General features: G+C 46.7%; 17 protein-coding genes and 7 tRNA genes. All 24 read left to right on the top strand.

What is annotated here, in order from left to right; all coding sequences use genetic code 11:
- Positions 1 to 7: 7 nt before the first annotated feature.
- Positions 8 to 274, top strand: coding sequence for a group II intron maturase-specific domain-containing protein (locus BUA75_RS16615; RefSeq protein WP_423219861.1), 267 nt, complete (start codon positions 8 to 10; stop codon positions 272 to 274).
- Positions 275 to 436: 162 nt separating this feature from the next.
- Positions 437 to 1,213 carry a TIGR00282 family metallophosphoesterase gene (locus tag BUA75_RS13915; protein WP_072875204.1) on the top strand — a complete coding sequence of 259 codons (777 nt, stop codon included), beginning with the start codon at positions 437 to 439 and terminating at the stop codon, positions 1,211 to 1,213.
- A 117-nt stretch (positions 1,214 to 1,330) separates the two neighbouring features.
- Entirely contained in the window at positions 1,331 to 1,591 is a 261-nt protein-coding gene (locus tag BUA75_RS13920) for a stage V sporulation protein S (RefSeq protein WP_072875205.1), read from the top strand.
- Between the two features lie 45 nt (positions 1,592 to 1,636).
- On the top strand, positions 1,637 to 2,593 hold the full coding sequence (locus BUA75_RS13925) for a dipeptidase (protein ID WP_072875206.1): 957 nt from the start codon (positions 1,637 to 1,639) through the stop codon (positions 2,591 to 2,593).
- Positions 2,594 to 2,837: 244 nt separating this feature from the next.
- The gene (cotE, locus tag BUA75_RS13930) at positions 2,838 to 3,377 is read left to right on the top strand and encodes an outer spore coat protein CotE (RefSeq protein ID WP_072875207.1); all 540 of its coding nucleotides are present in this window, start codon (positions 2,838 to 2,840) and stop codon (positions 3,375 to 3,377) included.
- Between the two features lie 66 nt (positions 3,378 to 3,443).
- On the top strand, positions 3,444 to 4,610 hold the full coding sequence (locus BUA75_RS13935) for a YheC/YheD family protein (RefSeq protein ID WP_072875208.1): 1,167 nt from the start codon (positions 3,444 to 3,446) through the stop codon (positions 4,608 to 4,610).
- Positions 4,611 to 4,637: 27 nt separating this feature from the next.
- Entirely contained in the window at positions 4,638 to 5,783 is a 1,146-nt protein-coding gene (locus BUA75_RS13940) for a YheC/YheD family endospore coat-associated protein (RefSeq protein ID WP_072875209.1), read from the top strand.
- Entirely contained in the window at positions 5,783 to 7,255 is a 1,473-nt protein-coding gene (locus BUA75_RS13945; protein WP_129583673.1) for a putative amidoligase domain-containing protein, read from the top strand. Before BUA75_RS13940 ends, BUA75_RS13945 begins: the two co-directional genes overlap by 1 nt.
- A 19-nt stretch (positions 7,256 to 7,274) precedes the next feature.
- Positions 7,275 to 8,564, top strand: a complete 1,290-nt coding sequence (locus BUA75_RS13950) for a YheC/YheD family endospore coat-associated protein (RefSeq protein ID WP_083574379.1) — start codon at positions 7,275 to 7,277, stop codon at positions 8,562 to 8,564.
- A gap of 55 nt (positions 8,565 to 8,619) precedes the next feature.
- Complete coding sequence (locus tag BUA75_RS13955) at positions 8,620 to 9,516, top strand: PhzF family phenazine biosynthesis protein (protein ID WP_165612036.1); 897 nt, start codon at positions 8,620 to 8,622, stop codon at positions 9,514 to 9,516.
- A 99-nt stretch (positions 9,517 to 9,615) separates the two neighbouring features.
- A complete protein-coding gene (miaB, locus tag BUA75_RS13960; protein ID WP_072875210.1) occupies positions 9,616 to 11,124 on the top strand; it encodes a tRNA (N6-isopentenyl adenosine(37)-C2)-methylthiotransferase MiaB in 1,509 nt (502 codons plus the stop codon).
- Positions 11,121 to 11,573, top strand: a complete 453-nt coding sequence (locus BUA75_RS13965; RefSeq protein ID WP_072875211.1) for a YlbF/YmcA family competence regulator — start codon at positions 11,121 to 11,123, stop codon at positions 11,571 to 11,573. The genes miaB and BUA75_RS13965 overlap by 4 nt, the downstream gene beginning before the upstream one ends.
- Before the next feature lie 180 nt (positions 11,574 to 11,753).
- Positions 11,754 to 14,375: a DNA mismatch repair protein MutS gene (mutS, locus tag BUA75_RS13970; RefSeq protein WP_072875226.1), complete on the top strand. Its 2,622-nt coding sequence runs from the start codon at positions 11,754 to 11,756 to the stop codon at positions 14,373 to 14,375.
- Positions 14,354 to 16,252, top strand: coding sequence for a DNA mismatch repair endonuclease MutL (gene mutL, locus BUA75_RS13975; protein WP_072875212.1), 1,899 nt, complete (start codon positions 14,354 to 14,356; stop codon positions 16,250 to 16,252). Before mutS ends, mutL begins: the two co-directional genes overlap by 22 nt.
- A 1-nt stretch (position 16,253) precedes the next feature.
- Positions 16,254 to 17,069, top strand: a complete 816-nt coding sequence (locus BUA75_RS13980; RefSeq protein WP_129583674.1) for a class I SAM-dependent methyltransferase — start codon at positions 16,254 to 16,256, stop codon at positions 17,067 to 17,069.
- Positions 17,026 to 18,033, top strand: coding sequence for a tRNA (adenosine(37)-N6)-dimethylallyltransferase MiaA (miaA, locus tag BUA75_RS13985; RefSeq protein ID WP_083574382.1), 1,008 nt, complete (start codon positions 17,026 to 17,028; stop codon positions 18,031 to 18,033). The genes BUA75_RS13980 and miaA overlap by 44 nt, the downstream gene beginning before the upstream one ends.
- Positions 18,034 to 18,109: 76 nt before the next feature.
- Entirely contained in the window at positions 18,110 to 18,364 is a 255-nt protein-coding gene (gene hfq / locus BUA75_RS13990) for an RNA chaperone Hfq (RefSeq protein ID WP_072875215.1), read from the top strand.
- Positions 18,365 to 18,507: 143 nt separating this feature from the next.
- Positions 18,508 to 18,583: transfer RNA gene (locus tag BUA75_RS13995), tRNA-Thr, on the top strand.
- 5 nt (positions 18,584 to 18,588) lie between these two features.
- Positions 18,589 to 18,672 (top strand) — tRNA-Tyr (locus tag BUA75_RS14000).
- A 68-nt stretch (positions 18,673 to 18,740) separates the two neighbouring features.
- Positions 18,741 to 18,816: transfer RNA gene (locus BUA75_RS14005), tRNA-Trp, on the top strand.
- Between the two features lie 5 nt (positions 18,817 to 18,821).
- Positions 18,822 to 18,897 (top strand) — tRNA-His (locus tag BUA75_RS14010).
- Between the two features lie 5 nt (positions 18,898 to 18,902).
- Positions 18,903 to 18,977: transfer RNA gene (locus tag BUA75_RS14015), tRNA-Gln, on the top strand.
- A 7-nt stretch (positions 18,978 to 18,984) separates the two neighbouring features.
- Positions 18,985 to 19,061, top strand: a tRNA-Arg gene (locus BUA75_RS14020).
- Position 19,062: 1 nt separating this feature from the next.
- Positions 19,063 to 19,139: transfer RNA gene (locus tag BUA75_RS14025), tRNA-Pro, on the top strand.
- Positions 19,140 to 19,149: the final 10 nt, after the last annotated feature.

Consider the following 19,149-nt stretch of genomic DNA (forward strand, 5'->3'; position numbering starts at 1 on the left):
CCGTAGTGTGTTCGAGGACTTAGACAAGTGGATACGTCACCGATTGAGAATGTGCTTCCTTAAGCAATGGAAGAAACCTAAGACAAAGCGACGAAACCTCGTCGTCCTTGGGATTCCCGAGGAATGGGCAGTCCTGATAAGCGGTTCCCGCAAGGGCTACTGGAGACTCTCAAATACCCCACAAATGAATAAAGCCCTCGGTCTTGCCTATTGGCGTGACCGAGGACTGGTTAGCTTAGTTGAGCGATACGATGTGATTCGTTCCACAACATGAACCGCCGTATACCGAACGGTACGTACGGTGGTGTGAGAGGACGGGGGTTAGTCACCCCCTCCTACTCGATTCCTAATTCTATGGCAAAGATGTGTCAAATTCTGTACTCCACTACCAACCTTTGAACGAGCAAAATCACGCCTATTGGCGAGGAGTGATCAGGTGAAGATATGGTTTATTGGTGATATTGTTGGACAGCCAGGTAGGGAGTACGCAGGCGAAATTATTCGCAAGTACGCTCCTCTCTATCAGCCCGATTTAATCGTGGCCAATGGAGAGAATGCCTCGCACGGTAGAGGTATTACCAGTAAGTCGGCTGAAGAGTTGTACGATGCGGGTGTGGAATTAATTACACTCGGCAATCACACTTGGGATCAAAAAGATTTACTAAATTTTATTGATCACGACCAACGCATTGTGCGTCCGGCTAACTATCCTCTTGGGACTCCGGGGCGCGGCTATACCATTTGCAAGGTAGGACAGATTTCTGTACTGCTGATAAACGCTATGGGCAGGGCTTTTATTAGCGAGTTGGATTCGCCATTTCGTGCGATTGATGAAATTTTATTAGAACATCCTTCCATCCATCATGTTCTGGTTGATTTTCATGCTGAAGCGACTTCTGAAAAGTTAGCTATGGGTTGGTATCTGGACGGTCGAGTTTCGGCTGTAGTGGGCACGCATACCCATGTCCCTACCAATGATGCCCGGATTTTACCTCAAGGCACTGCCTATATTACTGATCTCGGCATGACAGGTCCACGTGACGGGATTCTCGGAATGGATCGAACGGGTGTTTTAGAACGAATGTTAACGCATCGCCCAGCACGATTCGAAGTGGCAGCAGGAAGACGTCAATTTTGCTCCGTTTTCATCGAACTCGATGATCATTCAGGAAAAGCATGTTCAATTGAACCATTTTTACAGTACGAGGAATAAATAAGAATGATTATACAAAGCTCACATGTTTTTTCTTTCCAACGCCCAAAAAAGGAATACAGTTCCTTCTGGCGAATATCGATATAATGTCCTATAGGAATTGAAGGAGGACGGATGATGGACGTATTGAAGGTGTCTGCGAAATCAAATCCAAACGCGGTGGCTGGCGCCTTGGCAGGCGTGTTGCGGGAACATGGAGCAGCAGAAATCCAGGCGATTGGAGCAGGAGCGCTCAATCAGGCAGTAAAGGCGGTTGCCATTGCCCGTGGATTTGTGGCGCCAAGTGGCGTTGATCTCATCTGTATACCTGCTTTTGCTGACATTACAATTGATGGAGAAGATCGAACAGCTATGCGCCTGTTGGTAGAACCGCGTTAAAGAATCGCCTCATAAGTTTTGCAGGTGAAAAGGGGAGACGACTGGGTGAGAATTGCAGATGCGCATGCGGATGTACTCTATCAACTACGCAATGCCTCATCAACTTATGCAGAGGCTTCCTTTTTGCAAGCTGGATATCAAGACTCTTTAAAAGCGGGAGTATCTCTGCAAGTCTTTGCGCTTTTTGCCCATCCTCAGTTATCCCCAGGAGAGCAATTGCGTCAGGTTTTAGAGGATATTGGTAGATATCAGCGCACGATGATCAACACGGGTTATGTACAACCCATTTTTTATCGAGAAGATCTATTTTCTTCCGTGCAACCCGTTTATTCTGGCATTCTATCTCTGGAAGGTGCGGCTTGTCTGTATGATTCACCAGAGATTCTGCAAGCGCTTTTTTCGCTCGGTGTAAGAGGTGTGGGTCTAACTTGGAATGGAGCCAATTCTCTGGCAGACGGTTGTCGGGAAGAGCGTAATGCTGGGTTGACGCGAGCTGGCAAACAGATAGTAAGTATGATGGAAGAATTGCAAATGTGGATCGATATTGCTCATCTGGCGGATGCCGGTGTATTTGACGTTTTTTCTATAACGAATGGCATCGTTATGGCTTCACATGCTAATTTGCGTAAAATTCATGAACATCCTCGCAATCTCACAGATGATACTGTGAGAGAAATTGTACGTCGAGATGGATGGCTTGGCCTTACTTTTGAGGCTTCATTTGTCGCAAAAAGTGAAGCCGGGCTGGAAGATTTCATGCGTCATGTCGATCACGCTTTATCACTGGGTTGCGAGCGACATCTTGGCTTTGGTTCAGACTTTGACGGTACCAGTCATGCATTGCAAGGATTGGCAACCGTTTCTGATTATCCGAAATTGGCAGAACGTTTGGACAAAGAATATGGTCGTGAATTGGCCGAAAAAATTCTCTACGGTAACTTTTTGGATTTCCTCTCTCGTCAACTTCCCAGCCGCAAAACTGAATTTGCCTCCATCCACTAAACGGTGGAGGCGCATCCTCAAACTTCAGAGTATGGTCATTGTCCCATACCCATGCTTAACCCATGCTTAGGCGTACGCCTATTTTTTTTTTGATCTTTTGAATTGATAGCAGGTCTGGGCGTTCGTGCATAGGATGCTCTGTGGTCGCGCTTGGGCAACGGTCTATAAAACCAAGAAGCGCCAGAATAAGAACGTCCTCTGCCCACATGACCAGGGGTATCAGAGGATCAGAGGAGGTTACCGCATGGTGCTCTCAAGAGATGACCTCAGCTATCGGGAGATCGTGGCAAGTGCGGTCTGTGGCCGAGGCAGTAAGTATTCACAAACTACTTACACACTGCATCCGGCCAATCGTCCAACTACGATTGGTGGCTGCTGGGTCATGAACCATACGTATGATGCCATGTTAGTTGGCGACTATGTCGAAGTCCATGGACGGTTTGATGTAAACGTTTGGTACTCTTACAACAATAACTCTGAGACTGCAGTAGCCAAAGACACTGTCTCCTATGTTGAGCAGATTGCTTTGCGCGATCTCGATGCTGACTGTGTGAAAGACACACGCGAGGTAGAAGTGCGGGTCTTGCAGAGTCCCAACTGTTTGGATGCGACTGTAACTGGAAATGGTTCTGAAATCTTGGTCAGAGTTGAGAAAGAACTGGGTGTCGAAGTGGTTGGCAAAACCAAACTGGCGGTAGTCACTTACAACGTACCCTCCAAGAAGGATGACGAGTTTTATAGTGACAGTAACAGCATACTCGAAGAGGTTGAGATTGAAGACTGAAAGGGTTTCGACCAGGGGTGGGCATAGCCCTCCCTTTTTTTTGAAAACCAATCGGAGGGCCGAGGTATGAAAGCCAAAATGACATCTTGGTCAACAGGCAATGCCACACTTGGCGTTTATCTAGAGAAGACAGGCAACAGCAAGCGTCCGTTTGGAGAACAGACGCAACTGGTCTTGGATTTAATTGAGATCGGCCGAGAACGAGATGTGGAGGTTTACATCTTATATCCAGGTTGCGTGACAGCACAAACAGCACTTTACTGTGAACGGTTACGACCTGCTCTTTTTAAAGAAGTTGCGATGCCCAATTTTTCAGTCGTATTGCGCCGTTCAGGTTTTTTTCATCGCTCAAGGTTTGTTTTGGCTAAGCGGGAATTGCAAAAACTGCGTGAAGATCAATGTTTGCATACCCTGCTAGTGGAAGAAAGCGATAAATGGACACTTGTTCATCTGCTTCAGCAAGACAAACAGACGGCACAGTTACTTCCGGAAACAGAATGTGTTTCTTCAGCGCGTGAAGCATGGGCTGCGTTGACTCATTTTTCTAAAGCTTACTTGAAACCAAGACGAAGCGCTCAAGGACTTGGAGTCTTTCGCTGTCAGTGGAAGAACCGTCAACTCTTTTTGACATGGGACGAGCGTACTTCGACACCTTCCTTGCGTCAAATTAGTTTCCCAGGCCATCAAGACTTAGCATATGGAAAATGGCTAAAATTTTGGAGCAGTTATAAATTCCAGGATGCGCTTGTGCAAGAGGCAATACCTCTTCTTGAATGGCGAGGTGGACCGGTCGATTTTCGCTGGTTAATAATTCAATCCAGTGCAGGACCACAGGTGGTTGCGCGTGTCGCCAGACGGGGCGAGGGTGGGCAAGTAACCACCAATTTGCATTCAGGTGCACGAGCTTTTCCAGCAGAACAAGTAATCAGAGAATCCTTTACAAAATCAGAGCGAGTGTTGGAAGAAATAGATAAAGCTGCGTTATTGGTTTTTGAAATGTTTCAGAAACAATCAGGTCCCTTTGCGGAACTGGGTGTTGATTTTGCGCTTTCGAATCATGGAAAACTGTATGTTTTGGAAGTCAATCCGACGCCTGGGCGGAGAATGTTACGCGCACTCGATAAACATACGCGGCAATTATCACTAGTCAAGCTGATTGAATATGTTAAAGAGGTGAATGACGAAACGGGTGGCCTCCATCAGTCCGCCTCTACTCAAACCAATTCCAAATAGCAACATGATGACGTGGAGGAGTACCAAATGAATCAACAGTCATCTGTGTCTATAGGGATTCTCTGTAATCCCTTGTGGCAATCGCAACAGAAAACATTGCGAGATAACTCCGAAATGGCCAATTGGAAAAAGATTCTGGAGACGGCTTCGTCGCTTGGTGTTAAGGCGTATATTTTTGGATTGAATGATTTGCAGTTTGAAAAGAACATGCTTCGTGCCTACAGTTGGGATGGAATTCGTTTTACGGAAGAACAAATTCCTATGCCTCATGTGATTTACGATCAATTAGCATCTCGAAAATTGGAGCGGAGTCAGCGGTTGCGCGATCGCCGCAAACGTCTGTCTGAGATGTATGGGTTACGAATTTTTAACGATGGATTTTTTGATAAATGGCAAGTTTATGAATGGCTTTCTGAGAATCAAGCAATACGTTCAGCGCTTCCTGCAACAATTCTTCATCGTCAACGGGATCGGACAAAGCAATTTATGGAACGCCACGGGTCTGTCTATATCAAACCCATTCACGGCAGTCTGGGGATTGGTATTATACGGCTCTTACAAACAGCAGATGGTACAGTGCAATACCAATGGAAATCAGGAAGAAAAAAAGTGGTTCAGGGACAAATGGCTTCTTTTGACAAATGGCTCGAACAATTTGGCAAGCGTTTGCGGCAACGGCCTTATATCTGCCAAGAATCCATTCGTTTGGCTACATATGAAGGTAGGCCATTCGATATTCGCATCCTGATGCAGAGGGATGGCAGTGGGCAATGGAAGCGAACCAAAGCGTTTGCCCGTGTTGCTCGTATCGGTGATTTTACTTCCAACCTAAGCAGTGGTGGCTTGGCTCTCCCTTTGTCGCAAGTTCTTTCTCAGATATGGAAGGAACATCGGCAGTATAACCAGGTCCGTCAGCGTATCAACGATTTGGCGCGCAAAGTGGTTCAGCATCTGCAGGAAGAGTGCGAACATACTCTGGGGGAATTGGGTGTAGATGTAGGGGTGACTCCAAGTGGCCAGGTTTATGTTATAGAAGTCAATTCCAAACCGCACAAAACACCCACTACGCAAGCAGGGAGACAAGATTTAGTGGATTTATCGTTTCGCCGTCCCATTGAATTTGCTGTTTATCTGGCGCAAACACACCTGGGCTCGAAAGCGGGGGAGTCTTGATGCTCTATATCTTTGCTAAACCAACGCAGGGCATTCGCCGATTGCTCGAACGAACACGCGCGCAGCTTTATGGCAAAGAGACGGTTCTTCGTGCCGATGATATAGTGTTGCGCTTTGGACAGAGTAAATTGGCCGATCCGACTGAAGGGCTGATTCTCAATCGGCAAAGTGCGTTGCAGCTATCTCGCAGCAAATCACAGATGGCTAAATTTTTGCGTCAGGTTGGTGTGCGTTTTGTTTTACCATCGCAAAACCAGCCTTCTGCTAACCGCTTTGTACGCCAATTTCGCATTCCGGTTTTTAATCATCAGCCCCTTGCTTGTTTTCGTACGGATGGTAAAGAACCATGGACAAACGGCAGGATTCAAGGTATGCCGCAACACGAAGAAGAAGTTGCACTGGATAGTGATCGCCTCATTACGCGTGCAGGATGGTTGGCTGTTCGCGCCGTCCATGCTCTGGGGCTTGATGCGGCCTATGTATCACTGGGTTTGGGTCCCAAGGGTGTTCTGCACGTCATTGATGTGACGAGCAATCCACAACTGGAAGGTCGTCTTCTCGAGATTTACTCAGAGGCTATCCAAACATACATGGAACAACAGATAACACTCAGTCGATTCAATTACAATCAGTTGAAATTAGGCACCGATGTCGAGTTAATGTTAGAAAACGCTGAAGGCAAAATGGTGCTCGCCAGTCGCTATTTTACGCGAAAGGGGCGGGTAGGCTGTGATGATCGGAGTGTACAACAAGACGGCCGCCGCTTACCGCTTTTGGAATTAAGGCCTGATCCCGATCAAAGTCCTATGGGACTGTATGTCAATTTACGGACCACCATGTTAGAAGCGGCGCGTCGCATCAATCGTCAGGATGTCGCATGGAGAGCAGGTAGTATGCCTTTTGCAGGATATTCGACGGGAGGTCATATCCATTTTTCAGGTTTCCCCTTTTCCTCAAGGTTAGTTCGCGCTCTCGATGCTTATTTAGGATTGCCGTTGATGGCGGTGGAAAATCCTACACGCGCTTTAGGCCGTCGACCCCGTTATGGATTTCTTGGCGATGTGCGCCATAAATCTTATGGCGGTTTTGAATATCGTACGCCCGCTTCTTTTATTGTCGATCCAAAAGTGACTTTGGCTGCTTTTGCGCTGGCTCACTTAATTGCCGTTCATTACATCGAACTTCCGGAAATTTGGTTGTACGATCCGCAAGTACAGTCGCATTTCTATAGCCATGAAATCAATGAACTTCATCCATATTTAGAGCAATGTATGGTCGCTATTCGGCGTTTACCAGCCTATCGACGCTATGAAGAACAAATTGAACCTTTATTTCACATGATTGAACAACAGGAAATCTGGGATGAAACGGTTGATGTTAGAGATGTGTGGGAAATTCCTAAACGTTTTGCCAACACAAGTTCTGTTCCTGCGGTTAAACGTAGGAGGCGTAAACGTGTCCAATCATCTTAAATAGAAGGGAGGGGTTAGGATGGCAAGAGTGCTTTCTGGTGAATATGTGTGGCATCGATTGGGTAGTACGGTTGAAATGGAGATTCAAATTCCTCGATTGCCCAAAATGTATCATGGGAAAATAGTCAAAGTGGGAGACAGACGTATCCCTTTGCGCCCTGTCCAATCACTTACAAATGTGGTCTACCGAGCTCCTGTTTTGCTTGCGGAAAATCGTTCTGAATGGCGAACCAGTCCAATATATGCCATTCTTGCAGGGAATGGAGCAGATGGTTTTGCAGGCATTCGCACAGATTTTCGTGATTTGATCCGAGCTGCAAGAGCGCGCAAAGAATTGATGTACGTACTTCCTGTTGGCGATGTACCCCTACAGGAAGGGGGCGCTTGGCATGGTTATGTTCGACTCGGGTACATGAAATGGGTTAGACTGCCCATGCCAGCTCCACTGGCCATATACAATCGTATTCCAACTCGTCGTCATGAACAGGAGCTATCTGCGCTTGCAGCTCGCAGGGCGATTGAACAACGTGCGATACCAATGTTCAATCCCCGCTACTTTAATAAGAGAGAGATTCATGCCATTCTTCAAAAGGCAGGTCTAGCTCATCTATTGCCACATACGGCATTGCATTTGACGAAAAGTGACTTTACCAGCATGTTGCAGGAATATGGCTCTTTATATGTAAAGCCATCAGGCGGCAGTGTTGGTCATGGAATTATACGTGTCGATCGACAAAACACAGGTTGGCTTGTGACGGTCCTTAAGAATAATCGCAGCGAATCTGCGACAGCACGGCATCTTGAAGACGCTTGGCGGCTTGTGCAGAGAATGAGGTTACCTGTTTCTTATATCATCCAGGAGTCTGTTCCACGGATTGATTGGCAGGGCCGCCCGTGTGATTTTCGAATTCTCTTGCAAAAAAGATCGGGTTTATGGCATGTTGTTGGAAAAGGTGTACGAGTCAGCGGCCAGGGAGCTATTACGACTCATGTGCCGAATGGCGGTTCCATCGCTTCAGCTCGTGATGTCTTGCGTGCCCATTTTGGTTCTCATTGGAAAGAGATTGAAGAACGAATGGATAAAAGTGTTGAACGTACCGCTAAAGCGATAGATAGTTTTTTCGATCACGCTTGTGGGGAAATGTCCATGGATGTCGGAGTGACATCATCGGGATCGAGCTGGATATTTGAAGCGAATGCTAAACCGATGAAGTTTGACGAACCGGATATTCGCACTCGTTCTTTGGAAGGCGTGTTAGAATATTTACGAGAACTGTCTAAGGTGGATGAAATGTCTGATAGAAAATGAATGTCTGACAGACATACATGGGCATATACAACGTTTAACGAGCGGGGGATATCATTTGGAAATTTGGCTTGTGGATGCGTTCACTCGCCAGCCTTTTTCCGGTAATCCGGCTGGTGTAGTTCCTTTGGCTAATGGTCTGACAGAAGAAGATATGCAAAAGATTGCTCGAGAAATCAACGCCTCCGAGACGGTTTTTATCACGACTGCGTCAAATTCACAAGCAGATTTGCGTCTGCGATATTTTACGCCCACGCAGGAAGTCGATTTGTGTGGTCATGCAACGATTGGCAGCATGGTGGCTCTTGCAGAGCAAGGGAGATTGTCTGAGGATATCCTGCGCGAAGGAAGATGTAAAATTGAGACGCAAGTAGGTGTGTTGTCAGTCTCTTTATACAATGAAGACGGTCGATATCGTGCGGAAATGGCACAGTTGTCACCGCAGATAAAAGCTGTGGATGACAGTTTGCGCGATGAACTAGCTCAGGCTTTGGGTCTGTCAGTGGACAAGCTTTCTACGGAATGGCCGCTTGCTATGTGTTCCACTGGACTATGGGATTTATTTGTACCAGTGAGCAATTTGGGTGATATGGCACATATGCAGCCCAATTTGCATCAAATTGCTCAAATATGCCGTGCGTTAAGAGTGGCTTCGCTGCACGTTTATTGCAGCAAGACCATTGAGGACAAGCACCATTTTCACTGTCGAGACTTCTCACCTGCTGTAGGGGTTCCTGAAGATCCCGCTACTGGCACTGCATCTGGGGTTCTACTTGGATTGCTGGTCAGTGAGGGACGAGCAGATATAGGCAAAACGTATTGGTTGGAACAAGGATACGAAATCGGTCGTCCTAGTCAAATTGCCACTCAATCTTTTTATGAAGGAAGCGTCTTGCAAATTTGCGTGTCAGGCTATGCAAATATTACTATACAGGGAAATCTCTCATTGGTTTGAATCCCGTATGTGCTCTCAGTGAGTTGTGGTATGATTACGCCGTATAGCGCAATCCAAAAGACAAGAGTTTGGCAATAAAAGAGGCAAGGGGGGATTGAATTGGAAAATCTAATTCACCAGTTGCGCGAAGGGCGATTAAAGAAACACGCCATGGAAGAGGGGCGCGGTCTCGTTTTTGGGACGCATCGCAGTCCTGCTGCAGAACGCGCACCTTTTGATATAGCAAAATTAACCGAGCAATATCAAGTGGGTCAAAAGGTTTCTGGACAACCCTATCGATACTTGATTCGTACGTACGGTTGTCAGATGAATGAACATGATACAGAAGTCATGGCTGGAATGCTTCAGACCATGGGTTATGAACCAGCTTCAGATGTTGAATCGGCAGACTTTATCTTATTCAACACATGCGCTGTACGTGAGAATGCAGAAGACAAAGTTTTTGGCGAGATTGGCCGTTTGCGCCCACTTAAACAGCGCAATCCTGAGTTGGTTTTGGGTTTGTGCGGCTGCATGGCACAAGAAAAGGGAGTTCAAAAACTCGTTCAAGACAAATTTCCTTGGGTCGATCTCGTTTTTGGAACGCACAATCTTCATCGTTTACCACAATTGTTAACTGAGGCTAGACAATCGCAGGAAACTGTATTGGAAGTTTGGGACTATGCTCCGCAAACTATGGAAAACTTACCTAAAGTGCGCGCGCAGGGAACTCGTGCTTGGGTGAATATTCAATATGGATGTAATAAGTTTTGTACGTATTGTATTGTTCCATATACTCGAGGAGCTGAACGGAGCCGTTTGCCAGAGGATATTCTGGATGAGATTCGCAATTTAATTGCCGATGGGTACAGAGATATTACATTACTGGGTCAAAACGTAAACGACTATGGTGTTGATTTGGGGAATATGACGTTTGCCCAGCTATTGCGACAAGTCAATAGCTTGGAGGGGATTGACCGCATTCGCTTTACAACATCGAATCCGTGGAATTTTACTCAAGAATTAATCGATGCCATTGCAGAATCTGAGCATGTGGTTGAGCATATTCATTTGCCTGTACAGTCTGGTAACAATCGCATTCTTAAACGCATGAACCGTTCGCATACGAGAGAAGCTTACTTGCACTTGGTACAGCGCATTCGCGATAAGATTCCTGGTGTGTCTTTGACCACGGATATCATTGTGGGATTTCCGGGTGAGACGGAAGAAGAATTTCAAGATACATTGAAGCTGGTTGAGGAAGTGCGATTTGATAACGCTTTTACGTTTATTTATTCAGCACGTGAAAATACTCCGGCAGCCACCTTTGAAGATACGGTGACACTGGCGGAGAAAAAAGCGCGCTTGAAGCGATTGAACGATATGCAATACAGCATTAGTCGTGAAAAACAAGAGCAATATGTAGGACAAGAACTGGATGTGTTGGTCGAAGGACCAAGCAAGACCAATCCAGATGTATTAGCAGGGAGAACGCGCAAAAACCAGCTCGTTCTGTTTGCTGGCACGTCTGCATTAGTCGGGCAACATGTCAAGGTGCGTGTTACTGAGCCACAAACCTGGTTGCTAAAAGGAGAAATTGTCAGCCATAGGGGAGAGGAAAGCGCATGAATGTTAATCTTCTTGAATCTCCACCCACTCCACTCTGGCAATCAAAAGCGGATGCTATTGTGCGGCTCATTTTTACGTCGGATGTAGCAGAACGTTTTTGGGAAGCACGAGAAAAAATGTCACGTCATGAGCGCGCGCAGGAATTATTTGAGGAATTGAAGAAACAGACCAACCAATTATTGGTGCTCGAAAGCCACTATGGTGAGGTACATGAACGCACTTCCATCGCGCGCACAAGAATGCAAGAAATCGAAGCAGAACTGGCGGGAATACCTGTTGCTTATCAATATCGTGAAGCCCATGATGAACTAAACAATCTTCTTCAGGAAGTGATGACTCGTCTTTTGCAGCGTCTTGGAGCAGTTTTGCCAGTTGAACCAGGTCCTCGCCAAGGATGCGGACAAGGTCCGGATGGACAGGGATGTTCATGTGGCGGACATCACGGATGAACGCCGAATTGACATGTCATTTCTCGGATTGTGAAGTTGAGCCTCCAATGATGCCAGTAACCGTCTTCCTTGGGCAGACGGTTTTTTGTCGTAAGAACATATTCGATTTGTTTGTGTTGAAAGCTACCATCTCTATATGAAGATCCCATACAGGGGTAGGTGAATCTAAAATTGACACCAATGATGAAGCAGTATTTGGAAATTAAGCAACAAGTTTCAGATGCGCTGTTGATGTTTCGCTTAGGCGATTTTTATGAATTGTTTTTTGAAGATGCCAAGACAGCCAGTCGAGTTTTAGATATTACTTTAACTGGGAGAGATGGCGGAGAGCAAGAACGTATCCCGATGTGTGGTGTTCCCTATCATGCGGTCGATCAGTATTTAGCCAAATTGGTACAGGAAGGGTATAAAGTAGCCATTTGCGAGCAAATGGAAGATCCTAAATCTGTAAAGGGTATTGTCAAACGTGAAATTGTGCGCGTGATTACACCAGGCACTGCCATACTAGATGATGATGGCGAACAGCGCTTGCTTGCCGTTTGTATCCATGCCACTGACGCGATAGAACAAGAAGCATCTCTCTATGCGGTTGCGTTGATGGACATGCTTGCCGGCGATTTATGGATGGGAGAGACGGGTGACGAGGATGAGGTGTTCAACTGGCTGAGTTTGCACCGGCCTGTCGAACTTTTATTGGCTGAATCCTCCACAAGTTCTCCTTTTTGGGAAGAGAAATTAGAAAAACTTGGCCCCCTGCCAGTGACGTTTCTTTCTCTTCGCAAACAATCGGTTCAAGATTGGCGTCATTCACTGAGTCAGATGTCTGCTTTTGAAACGTTTCCTGCTCAACTTGAGTCTCTGACGGTTGGATGGGCAGCACTCTCGCTTTTGCTGCAATACGTACAAGAAACTCAGCGGCAAACTACCTTGCATATAAAGCAACCTATTCTGCTTGGACAGGAAGAAATTTTAAAAATGAATCCTGCAGCTGTCACACATTTGGAGTTGTTTCAGACAGAACGCACGAAAGAAAAGAAAGGTTCGCTCTATCATCATTTGAACCGTACGCAAACAGCGATGGGTGCGCGTCTTTTGCGTCGCTGGATGGAACGTCCGCTGGCCAGACGTGAACCGATCCTAGAACGTCAGGAAGCGATTTCTATCTTCTTGTCAGATGTGATTGCTCGCAGTGCCCTGCAGCAAACTTTGTCAAATGTCTCTGATATGGAGCGATTGCTTGGCAGGATTATGTTTCAAAAAGCGACTCCGCGCGATGTGCTTAAGCTTGGCCTAGCTTTGCAGAAGGTTCCTGCTATACGAGAAATTGCCAATCTTCCCGTGCAGAGATTACAACAACTGCTCCATCAGTTACCTGATGTGACTCATCTCTCTTCGTTGATTGTTCATCAAATGGTTGAAACTCCTCCCGTTCAATTGGATGCTGGTCCAATTTTTCGTGAAGGAGTAGATGCCAAGCTGGACGAGTATCGCGATCTATCACGTAACGGCAAGCAATGGTTGGCTCAATTTGAGCAGAGAGAGCGGGAAAGAACAGGTATTCGGACGTTGAAGGTAGGCTATAATCGAGTATTTGGATATTTTATCGAGGTTTCGAAGACACAGGTGAATCAAATACCTCCAGAATATGAACGTCGGCAAACACTTGCCGCTGCCGAGCGATACACAGTGGCAGAACTTAAAGAACGCGAAAGTGCCATCCTTCAAGCGGCTGAGGAGGCTGCTCATCGAGAAGCGGAGTTGTTTGCCGATCTTTGTAGGCAATTGGTTGAAAAGAGACACGAGTTACAATTGGTTTCTGAAGTGTTGGCTGAACTTGACGTCTATGCATCTTTGGCTGAAGTTGCAGCTTTATACGGCTATACGTGCCCAGAATGGACACAGGAAGCCTGTTTAGAAATCGTCGCTGGCAGGCATCCAGTCATTGAAGCGATTCCGGATTTACGCTTTATACCCAATGATACAAGATTAAGTTCAGATCATAATTTTATGCTAATTACAGGTCCAAATATGGGCGGTAAAAGTACGTATATGCGTCAGGTGGCTTTACTGGTATTGCTTGCTCATATGGGCTCGTATGTTCCAGCGCAATCGATGCGACTCAGTCAGTTTGACGAAATTTTCACACGAATTGGTGCTGCTGATGATATCCACAGCGGACAGAGCACTTTCATGGTTGAAATGATGGAGTTGGCACATATTCTTCGTCATGCCACAGGGCGCAGTCTGGTTATTTTAGACGAGATCGGACGAGGTACATCGACCCAGGATGGCTTGGCTTTGGCGGCTTCTGTTATGGATTTTCTGCAGGCAACGAATAAACCGCTAACTTTGTTTGCAACGCATTATCATGAGTTGACGCAACATGCACATCAACTGCCTGGCGTGCAGAATGCTTCTGTGGCGGTAGCGGAATCGGGGCATCATATCGAGTTTTTGCACACATTGGTTATGACTGCTGCCGATCGCAGTTATGGCATCCACGTGGCTCGATTAGCGGGTATACCAGATTGGGTGCTCTCCAAAGCGCAGTCTTATCTCTCTAGTTTTGCTAGCGAGGCGACACTTCACTTGGCAGCTTCTGAAGAAAATGTTCCTTTCGGTGTGAAAACTAAAGCTGAAATGCATAGTGAGCCGCAAAATTCGTACTATGCTGCTGAAATTTTGCGTGCTTTGGCTGAATTGGATGTTTTGCAGATTACGCCGTTGCAGGCATTGCAGAAATTGGAAGAGTGGTCTGCTCGTGCAAAGGAGGTGATGTCATGGGTGTCATCCAAGTCATGAGCGACGCTCTGGCCAATCAAATTGCTGCGGGAGAGGTGGTAGAACGGCCAGCTTCTTGTGTAAAAGAATTAATTGAGAACTCCCTTGATGCCAAAGCTAAGCGTATCAAAATAGAGGTCGAAGAAGGCGGTATACGACGCTTGAGCGTCGAAGACGATGGCGTGGGCATGGACGAACAGGATGCAGTGCTGGCGTTTTCGCGACATGCTACCAGTAAAATTATTCATGCTCGGGATTTGACGCGTATTCAAACGCTCGGATTTCGTGGGGAAGCGTTAGCTGCTATTGCTGCAGTGTCTAAAGTCAGTTTGACGACGCGTCAATCCGATCAAACACATGGCATTTTTCTGCGCATTGAAGGGACTTCCATTACCGATGGACCCAAACCAGTAGGAGCGCCGCCAGGCACTCGTATTGTCGTGGAAGATTTGTTTTACAACACGCCTGTCCGACTCAAATATCTGCGCAGTGTTCAAACTGAATTTTCACGCATTGTTGATGTTGTGCAAAGAGCGGCACTTTCTCGACCAGATGTTGCCTTTTTGTTAAGTCACGAGGGACGAGTTGTCTTTCAAAGTAGCGGTCGCGGTGGTCAACGGTCGGTACTCGCTGCACTTTTAGGGCCTGTGGAAGCTACACAATTGTTAGAAGCCAGTCAAAGTTCAGTTACTTGTCAAGTTACCGCCTGGCTCGGTTTGCCTCAGCAAGCAAGAAGTAATCGCAATCACGCGTATCTTTTTCTTAATCATCGCCCAATCCGTAATTTGTCTTTACATCAAGCTGTCGCAGCAGGCTACGGAACACGTTTGATGGTGGGAAAACATCCTATTTACGCTCTTTTTGTCGACATGGATCCTATCTTGGCTGATGTGAATATCCATCCCCACAAAAGTGAAGTGCGCTTAAGCGAAGAACGAGACGTCAGTCAACTGATTACACGTATGGTGGAGAACGCGCTTTCGGACAAGCATTTGGTACCCAAGTGGCCTGTAACTAGTCGTGTTCAAGAAAAAATTTCATCCTATCAGGTACCCTTTTTTGAGCAGAACGAAAAAAACCAAACCACGTTCTCTGAAGCCAAATTATCGGTCAGTGAGCAGTCTGTGGGTCTCCGTGCAGAATCTATGGACATGTCGACAAACTCTAAAAAAAATACACTCTCTCATCCGCTTTCGCAAGCGTACGAATTTTCAGTCCAACCAGAAGCAGTACTGGCATCAGAATCTGTGTTGCCAAGTGAAGTCAAAGACGAAGAAGTACAGGATTCTTCTTTGCGAGAGAGAGTTAAAAATTGGCAATTGCGTCCTATTGGTCAAGCTTTAGGGATGTATGTAATTGCCGAAGATGGAGAAAGTTTGTACATCATCGATCAGCATGCGGCTCACGAACGCATACTTTACGAAAAATTTTTGAAACAAATGCAATTGTCTGCAGACACAATGCCCTTGCTGACTCCTCTTACTTTTACACTGTCAGCTTCGGCTCACGGTATTTGGATGCAGCATCAAGAAGTGTTCGCCTTACTCGGTCTCGATATCGAACCATTTGGTGGTTTGGATGTATGTGTTCGAGGGGTACCGCTCGTCTGGGAGGGGCTTGATGTTCTGCAGCTAACGCAACGGATTTTTGATGATTTGGTAGAGATAGCCAAACAGGCTCCGTCAGGCGCCTTTGTTGAAGAGTTGCGTCTGAAAATCGTTCAAAAAGCTTGCAAAGCCGCGATTAAAGCCAACCATCGGTTATCTGACGAAGAGATATTGGCTTTATGTGAGGAATTGGTAGAATTGGACGATCCTTTTCATTGTCCGCATGGCAGACCTGTTTTATTAGAGTTAAATAGTTACGATTTGGAGAAAGGATTTCGCCGCATTGTCTGAGATGGAGATTGATGGTTATAAAAAATGGGTGTGTGTCACACCCGTCCGGCAGGAGGAAAACTGCCATGCTATTCAGTACGCGCAGCGATTGGCTAAGTTTTTTGACGCAAAATGGGTAACGCGTGATTCACGAAGCATAGCCAAAATCTTTTCGGATACTGGGGCAGAAGTGATTGTTGTAGCCGCGGATTGGCCCGTTTTTTATCATCGTGATCAAACTGAAAATGGCCTGCAATATCACCCCGGAATGTCGACCCTTAGATTGCAAACACTTCTTCAAGGAGGTACCGACAGGCTTTTGCAGGCTGCACAAATTCGCCCGTCAGATTGGGTTTTAGATGCAACTTGTGGCTTAGCATCCGATGCTGTCGTTTTATCCTATGCAGTTGGTCGTCAGGGAAAAGTCACAGCTCTTGAGAAAAGTCCTGTCATTTATCGAATGCTTCAGCACGCACAGACAGAGGGTCTAGAGCATTTGCCGCAACAAATTTCAACTTGGCTTTCGAGGATTGATTTACTGCATCAAGACGCACTGCAATTTTTGCGCCAGAGTAGTCATCAGCAATATGATGTAATTTATATCGATCCTATGTTCCAGGAACCCATCATGAACTCTCCTGGCATCGCTGCATTGCGCCCATTTGCTTATAAGGAGCCACTTGACGAGATACTCTTTGCTGAAGCTTGCCGGGTGACCAGGCAGCGTGTGGTGATCAAGGCACGTGCTCATGATTCCATTTGGAGGCGATTGCCCATTCAACCGGATAAGTTAAGTGGACGTGTACGTTACGGCATCTGGGAGAGAGAGGGGACGTAAATTGGCCTTTGTCTGTCTAGCAGGTCCTACAGCAGTTGGAAAGAGTTCTGTGGCAATTGAACTTGCCAAGCAGTTGGAAGCGGAGATTTTGTCAGCCGATTCGATGCAAATTTATCGACAAATGGATATTGGTACGGGTAAAGTTACTCCTGAAGAAATGCAGGGAGTCGTTCATTACGGCATCGACTTGGTTGATCCGGACGAATCGTTTAGCGTGGCAGATTTTGTAAAATACGCAAAAAAAACGATAGCCAACATTGCGCAGCGTAGACATTTACCACTTGTTGTTGGGGGAACAACCCTCTATTTGCGAGGATTGCTGGATGGACTCTCTTTTCAGACCGTGCCATCCAGTCCTTCCTTGCGTCAGAATTGGGAAGATTACGCTGCCAATCATGGCCGTGAGGCTCTTTATCAGGAATTGTATAAGGTCGATCCGCTCACAGCAGCTCGTCTGCATATCAATGATGTGCGGAGAGTTGTGCGTGCGTTGGAGGTCTATCAATTGACAGGACGGCCCATGTCTCAGTCTTATCAATGGCAGCCGCATCGTGATCGATCAGATGTATTGCTGCTCGTACTTAATGGCGCGCGTGATTGGCTGTACGCTCGAATTGATAAGCGTGTGGACGAGATGATGGCGAGTGGCTGGCTCGATGAAGTGAGGCGTTTGCTGGCGGCAGGTGTGTCGGAAGACGCACAGTCAATGCAAGCGATTGGCTATCGAGAATTGGTACGTACACTGCGTGCTGAAATTTCTTTAGAAGAAGCTGTTGTACTCATTAAGCGAAACACCCGTCGTTTGGCAAAAAGGCAGATCAGTTTTTTGCGTCAAGATCCGCGAGCGATATGGATAGAAATGGATGATTATGCGCAAGATAAAGTTGTAGTACAAGCGCGGAAGAAGATTGAGCAGTTTTTAGCAGGAATTACTCTCCCTCAGAGAGAATATGCTGACGAGTAAACTTTTGCATGCGTGTAGTCGGATACAGTCAAGCGACGCCGCTACACCTGAACGAAATGAACAGGGAGTGAACGGCGTGAGCAAACAGCCGGTAAATATTCAGGATACTTTTTTGAATCAAGTTAGAAAAGAGAAAATACCAGTCATCGTATATTTGGTCAATGGGTTTCAAATTCGTGGAAATGTTAAGGCGTTCGATAATTTTACCATTGTTGTGGAAGCTGACGGGAAACAGCAAATGATATACAAACATGCTGTCTCCACGTTTATTCCGCTTCGTGCCGTGAATCTGATGAACGCGGAAGAGAGTTCTGTAAGCGACGAAAATTAACGCGTTAGAGTAGGCAACCCTGTGTCAAATAATAAGCAATTTTTTGAACATTTTTCATGCGCAATTGAATGCAAAAAAACATGAAAATGTAGTTGACACAGGGTTGGGAACTGTGATAAGTTATGACTTGTCGCTGATGAGGCGCCAGCGTAGCTCAGTAGGTAGAGCAACTGACTTGTAATCAGTAGGTCGCAGGTTCGATTCCTGTCGCTGGCTCCAGTAGCGGAGGGGTACCAAAGTGGCCAAATGGGGCGGACTGTAAATCCGTTGCGGAAGCTTCGAAGGTTCGAATCCTTCCCCCTCCACCAGGCAAGGCAATCAGCAGGCAGAGGATGGACGAGTAAGCAGGAGGCGAACTCTCGAAACCTCGGTCAATAGGGGCGTAGTTCAGCTGGTAGAACGGCGGTCTCCAAAACCGCATGTCGTGGGTTCGAATCCTGCCGCCCCTGCCAAAGTGGTGAGCGTGGCGAAGTGGTTAACGCACCGGATTGTGGTTCCGGCATTCGTGGGTTCGATTCCCATCGCTCACCCCAAATAATGGGGGATAGCCAAGCGGTAAGGCAACGGACTTTGACTCCGTCATGCGAAGGTTCGATCCCTTCTCCCCCAGCCAGGATGTTGTGCCCGTAGCTCAGCTGGATAGAGTGCTTGACTACGAATCAAGAGGTCGGGAGTTCGAATCTCTCCGGGCACGCCATCGGAGCATAGCGCAGCTTGGTAGCGCGCCTGCCTTGGGAGCAGGAGGTCGTGGGTTCGAATCCCGCTGCTCCGACCACCTGATTCTC

Origin of the sequence: Alicyclobacillus tolerans (assembly GCF_900142255.1) — a bacterium.
Lineage (GTDB): Bacteria > Bacillota > Bacilli > Alicyclobacillales > Alicyclobacillaceae > Alicyclobacillus_I > Alicyclobacillus_I tolerans.

Excerpts from the sequence above, each read along its gene's own strand:
- cotE (WP_072875207.1), top strand. The coding sequence starts at position 2,838 with ATGGTGCTCTCAAGAGATGACCTCAGCTATCGGGAGATCGTGGCAAGT.
- BUA75_RS13940 (WP_072875209.1), top strand. The coding sequence starts at position 4,638 with ATGAATCAACAGTCATCTGTGTCTATAGGGATTCTCTGTAATCCCTTG.
- BUA75_RS13980 (WP_129583674.1), top strand. The coding sequence starts at position 16,254 with ATGGAGATTGATGGTTATAAAAAATGGGTGTGTGTCACACCCGTCCGG.
- BUA75_RS13945 (WP_129583673.1), top strand. The coding sequence starts at position 5,783 with ATGCTCTATATCTTTGCTAAACCAACGCAGGGCATTCGCCGATTGCTC.
- BUA75_RS13935 (WP_072875208.1), top strand. The coding sequence starts at position 3,444 with ATGAAAGCCAAAATGACATCTTGGTCAACAGGCAATGCCACACTTGGC.
- BUA75_RS13950 (WP_083574379.1), top strand. The coding sequence starts at position 7,275 with ATGGCAAGAGTGCTTTCTGGTGAATATGTGTGGCATCGATTGGGTAGT.
- BUA75_RS13965 (WP_072875211.1), top strand. The coding sequence starts at position 11,121 with ATGAATGTTAATCTTCTTGAATCTCCACCCACTCCACTCTGGCAATCA.
- mutL (WP_072875212.1), top strand. The coding sequence starts at position 14,354 with ATGGGTGTCATCCAAGTCATGAGCGACGCTCTGGCCAATCAAATTGCT.
- BUA75_RS13920 (WP_072875205.1), top strand. The coding sequence starts at position 1,331 with ATGGACGTATTGAAGGTGTCTGCGAAATCAAATCCAAACGCGGTGGCT.
- mutS (WP_072875226.1), top strand. The coding sequence starts at position 11,754 with ATGATGAAGCAGTATTTGGAAATTAAGCAACAAGTTTCAGATGCGCTG.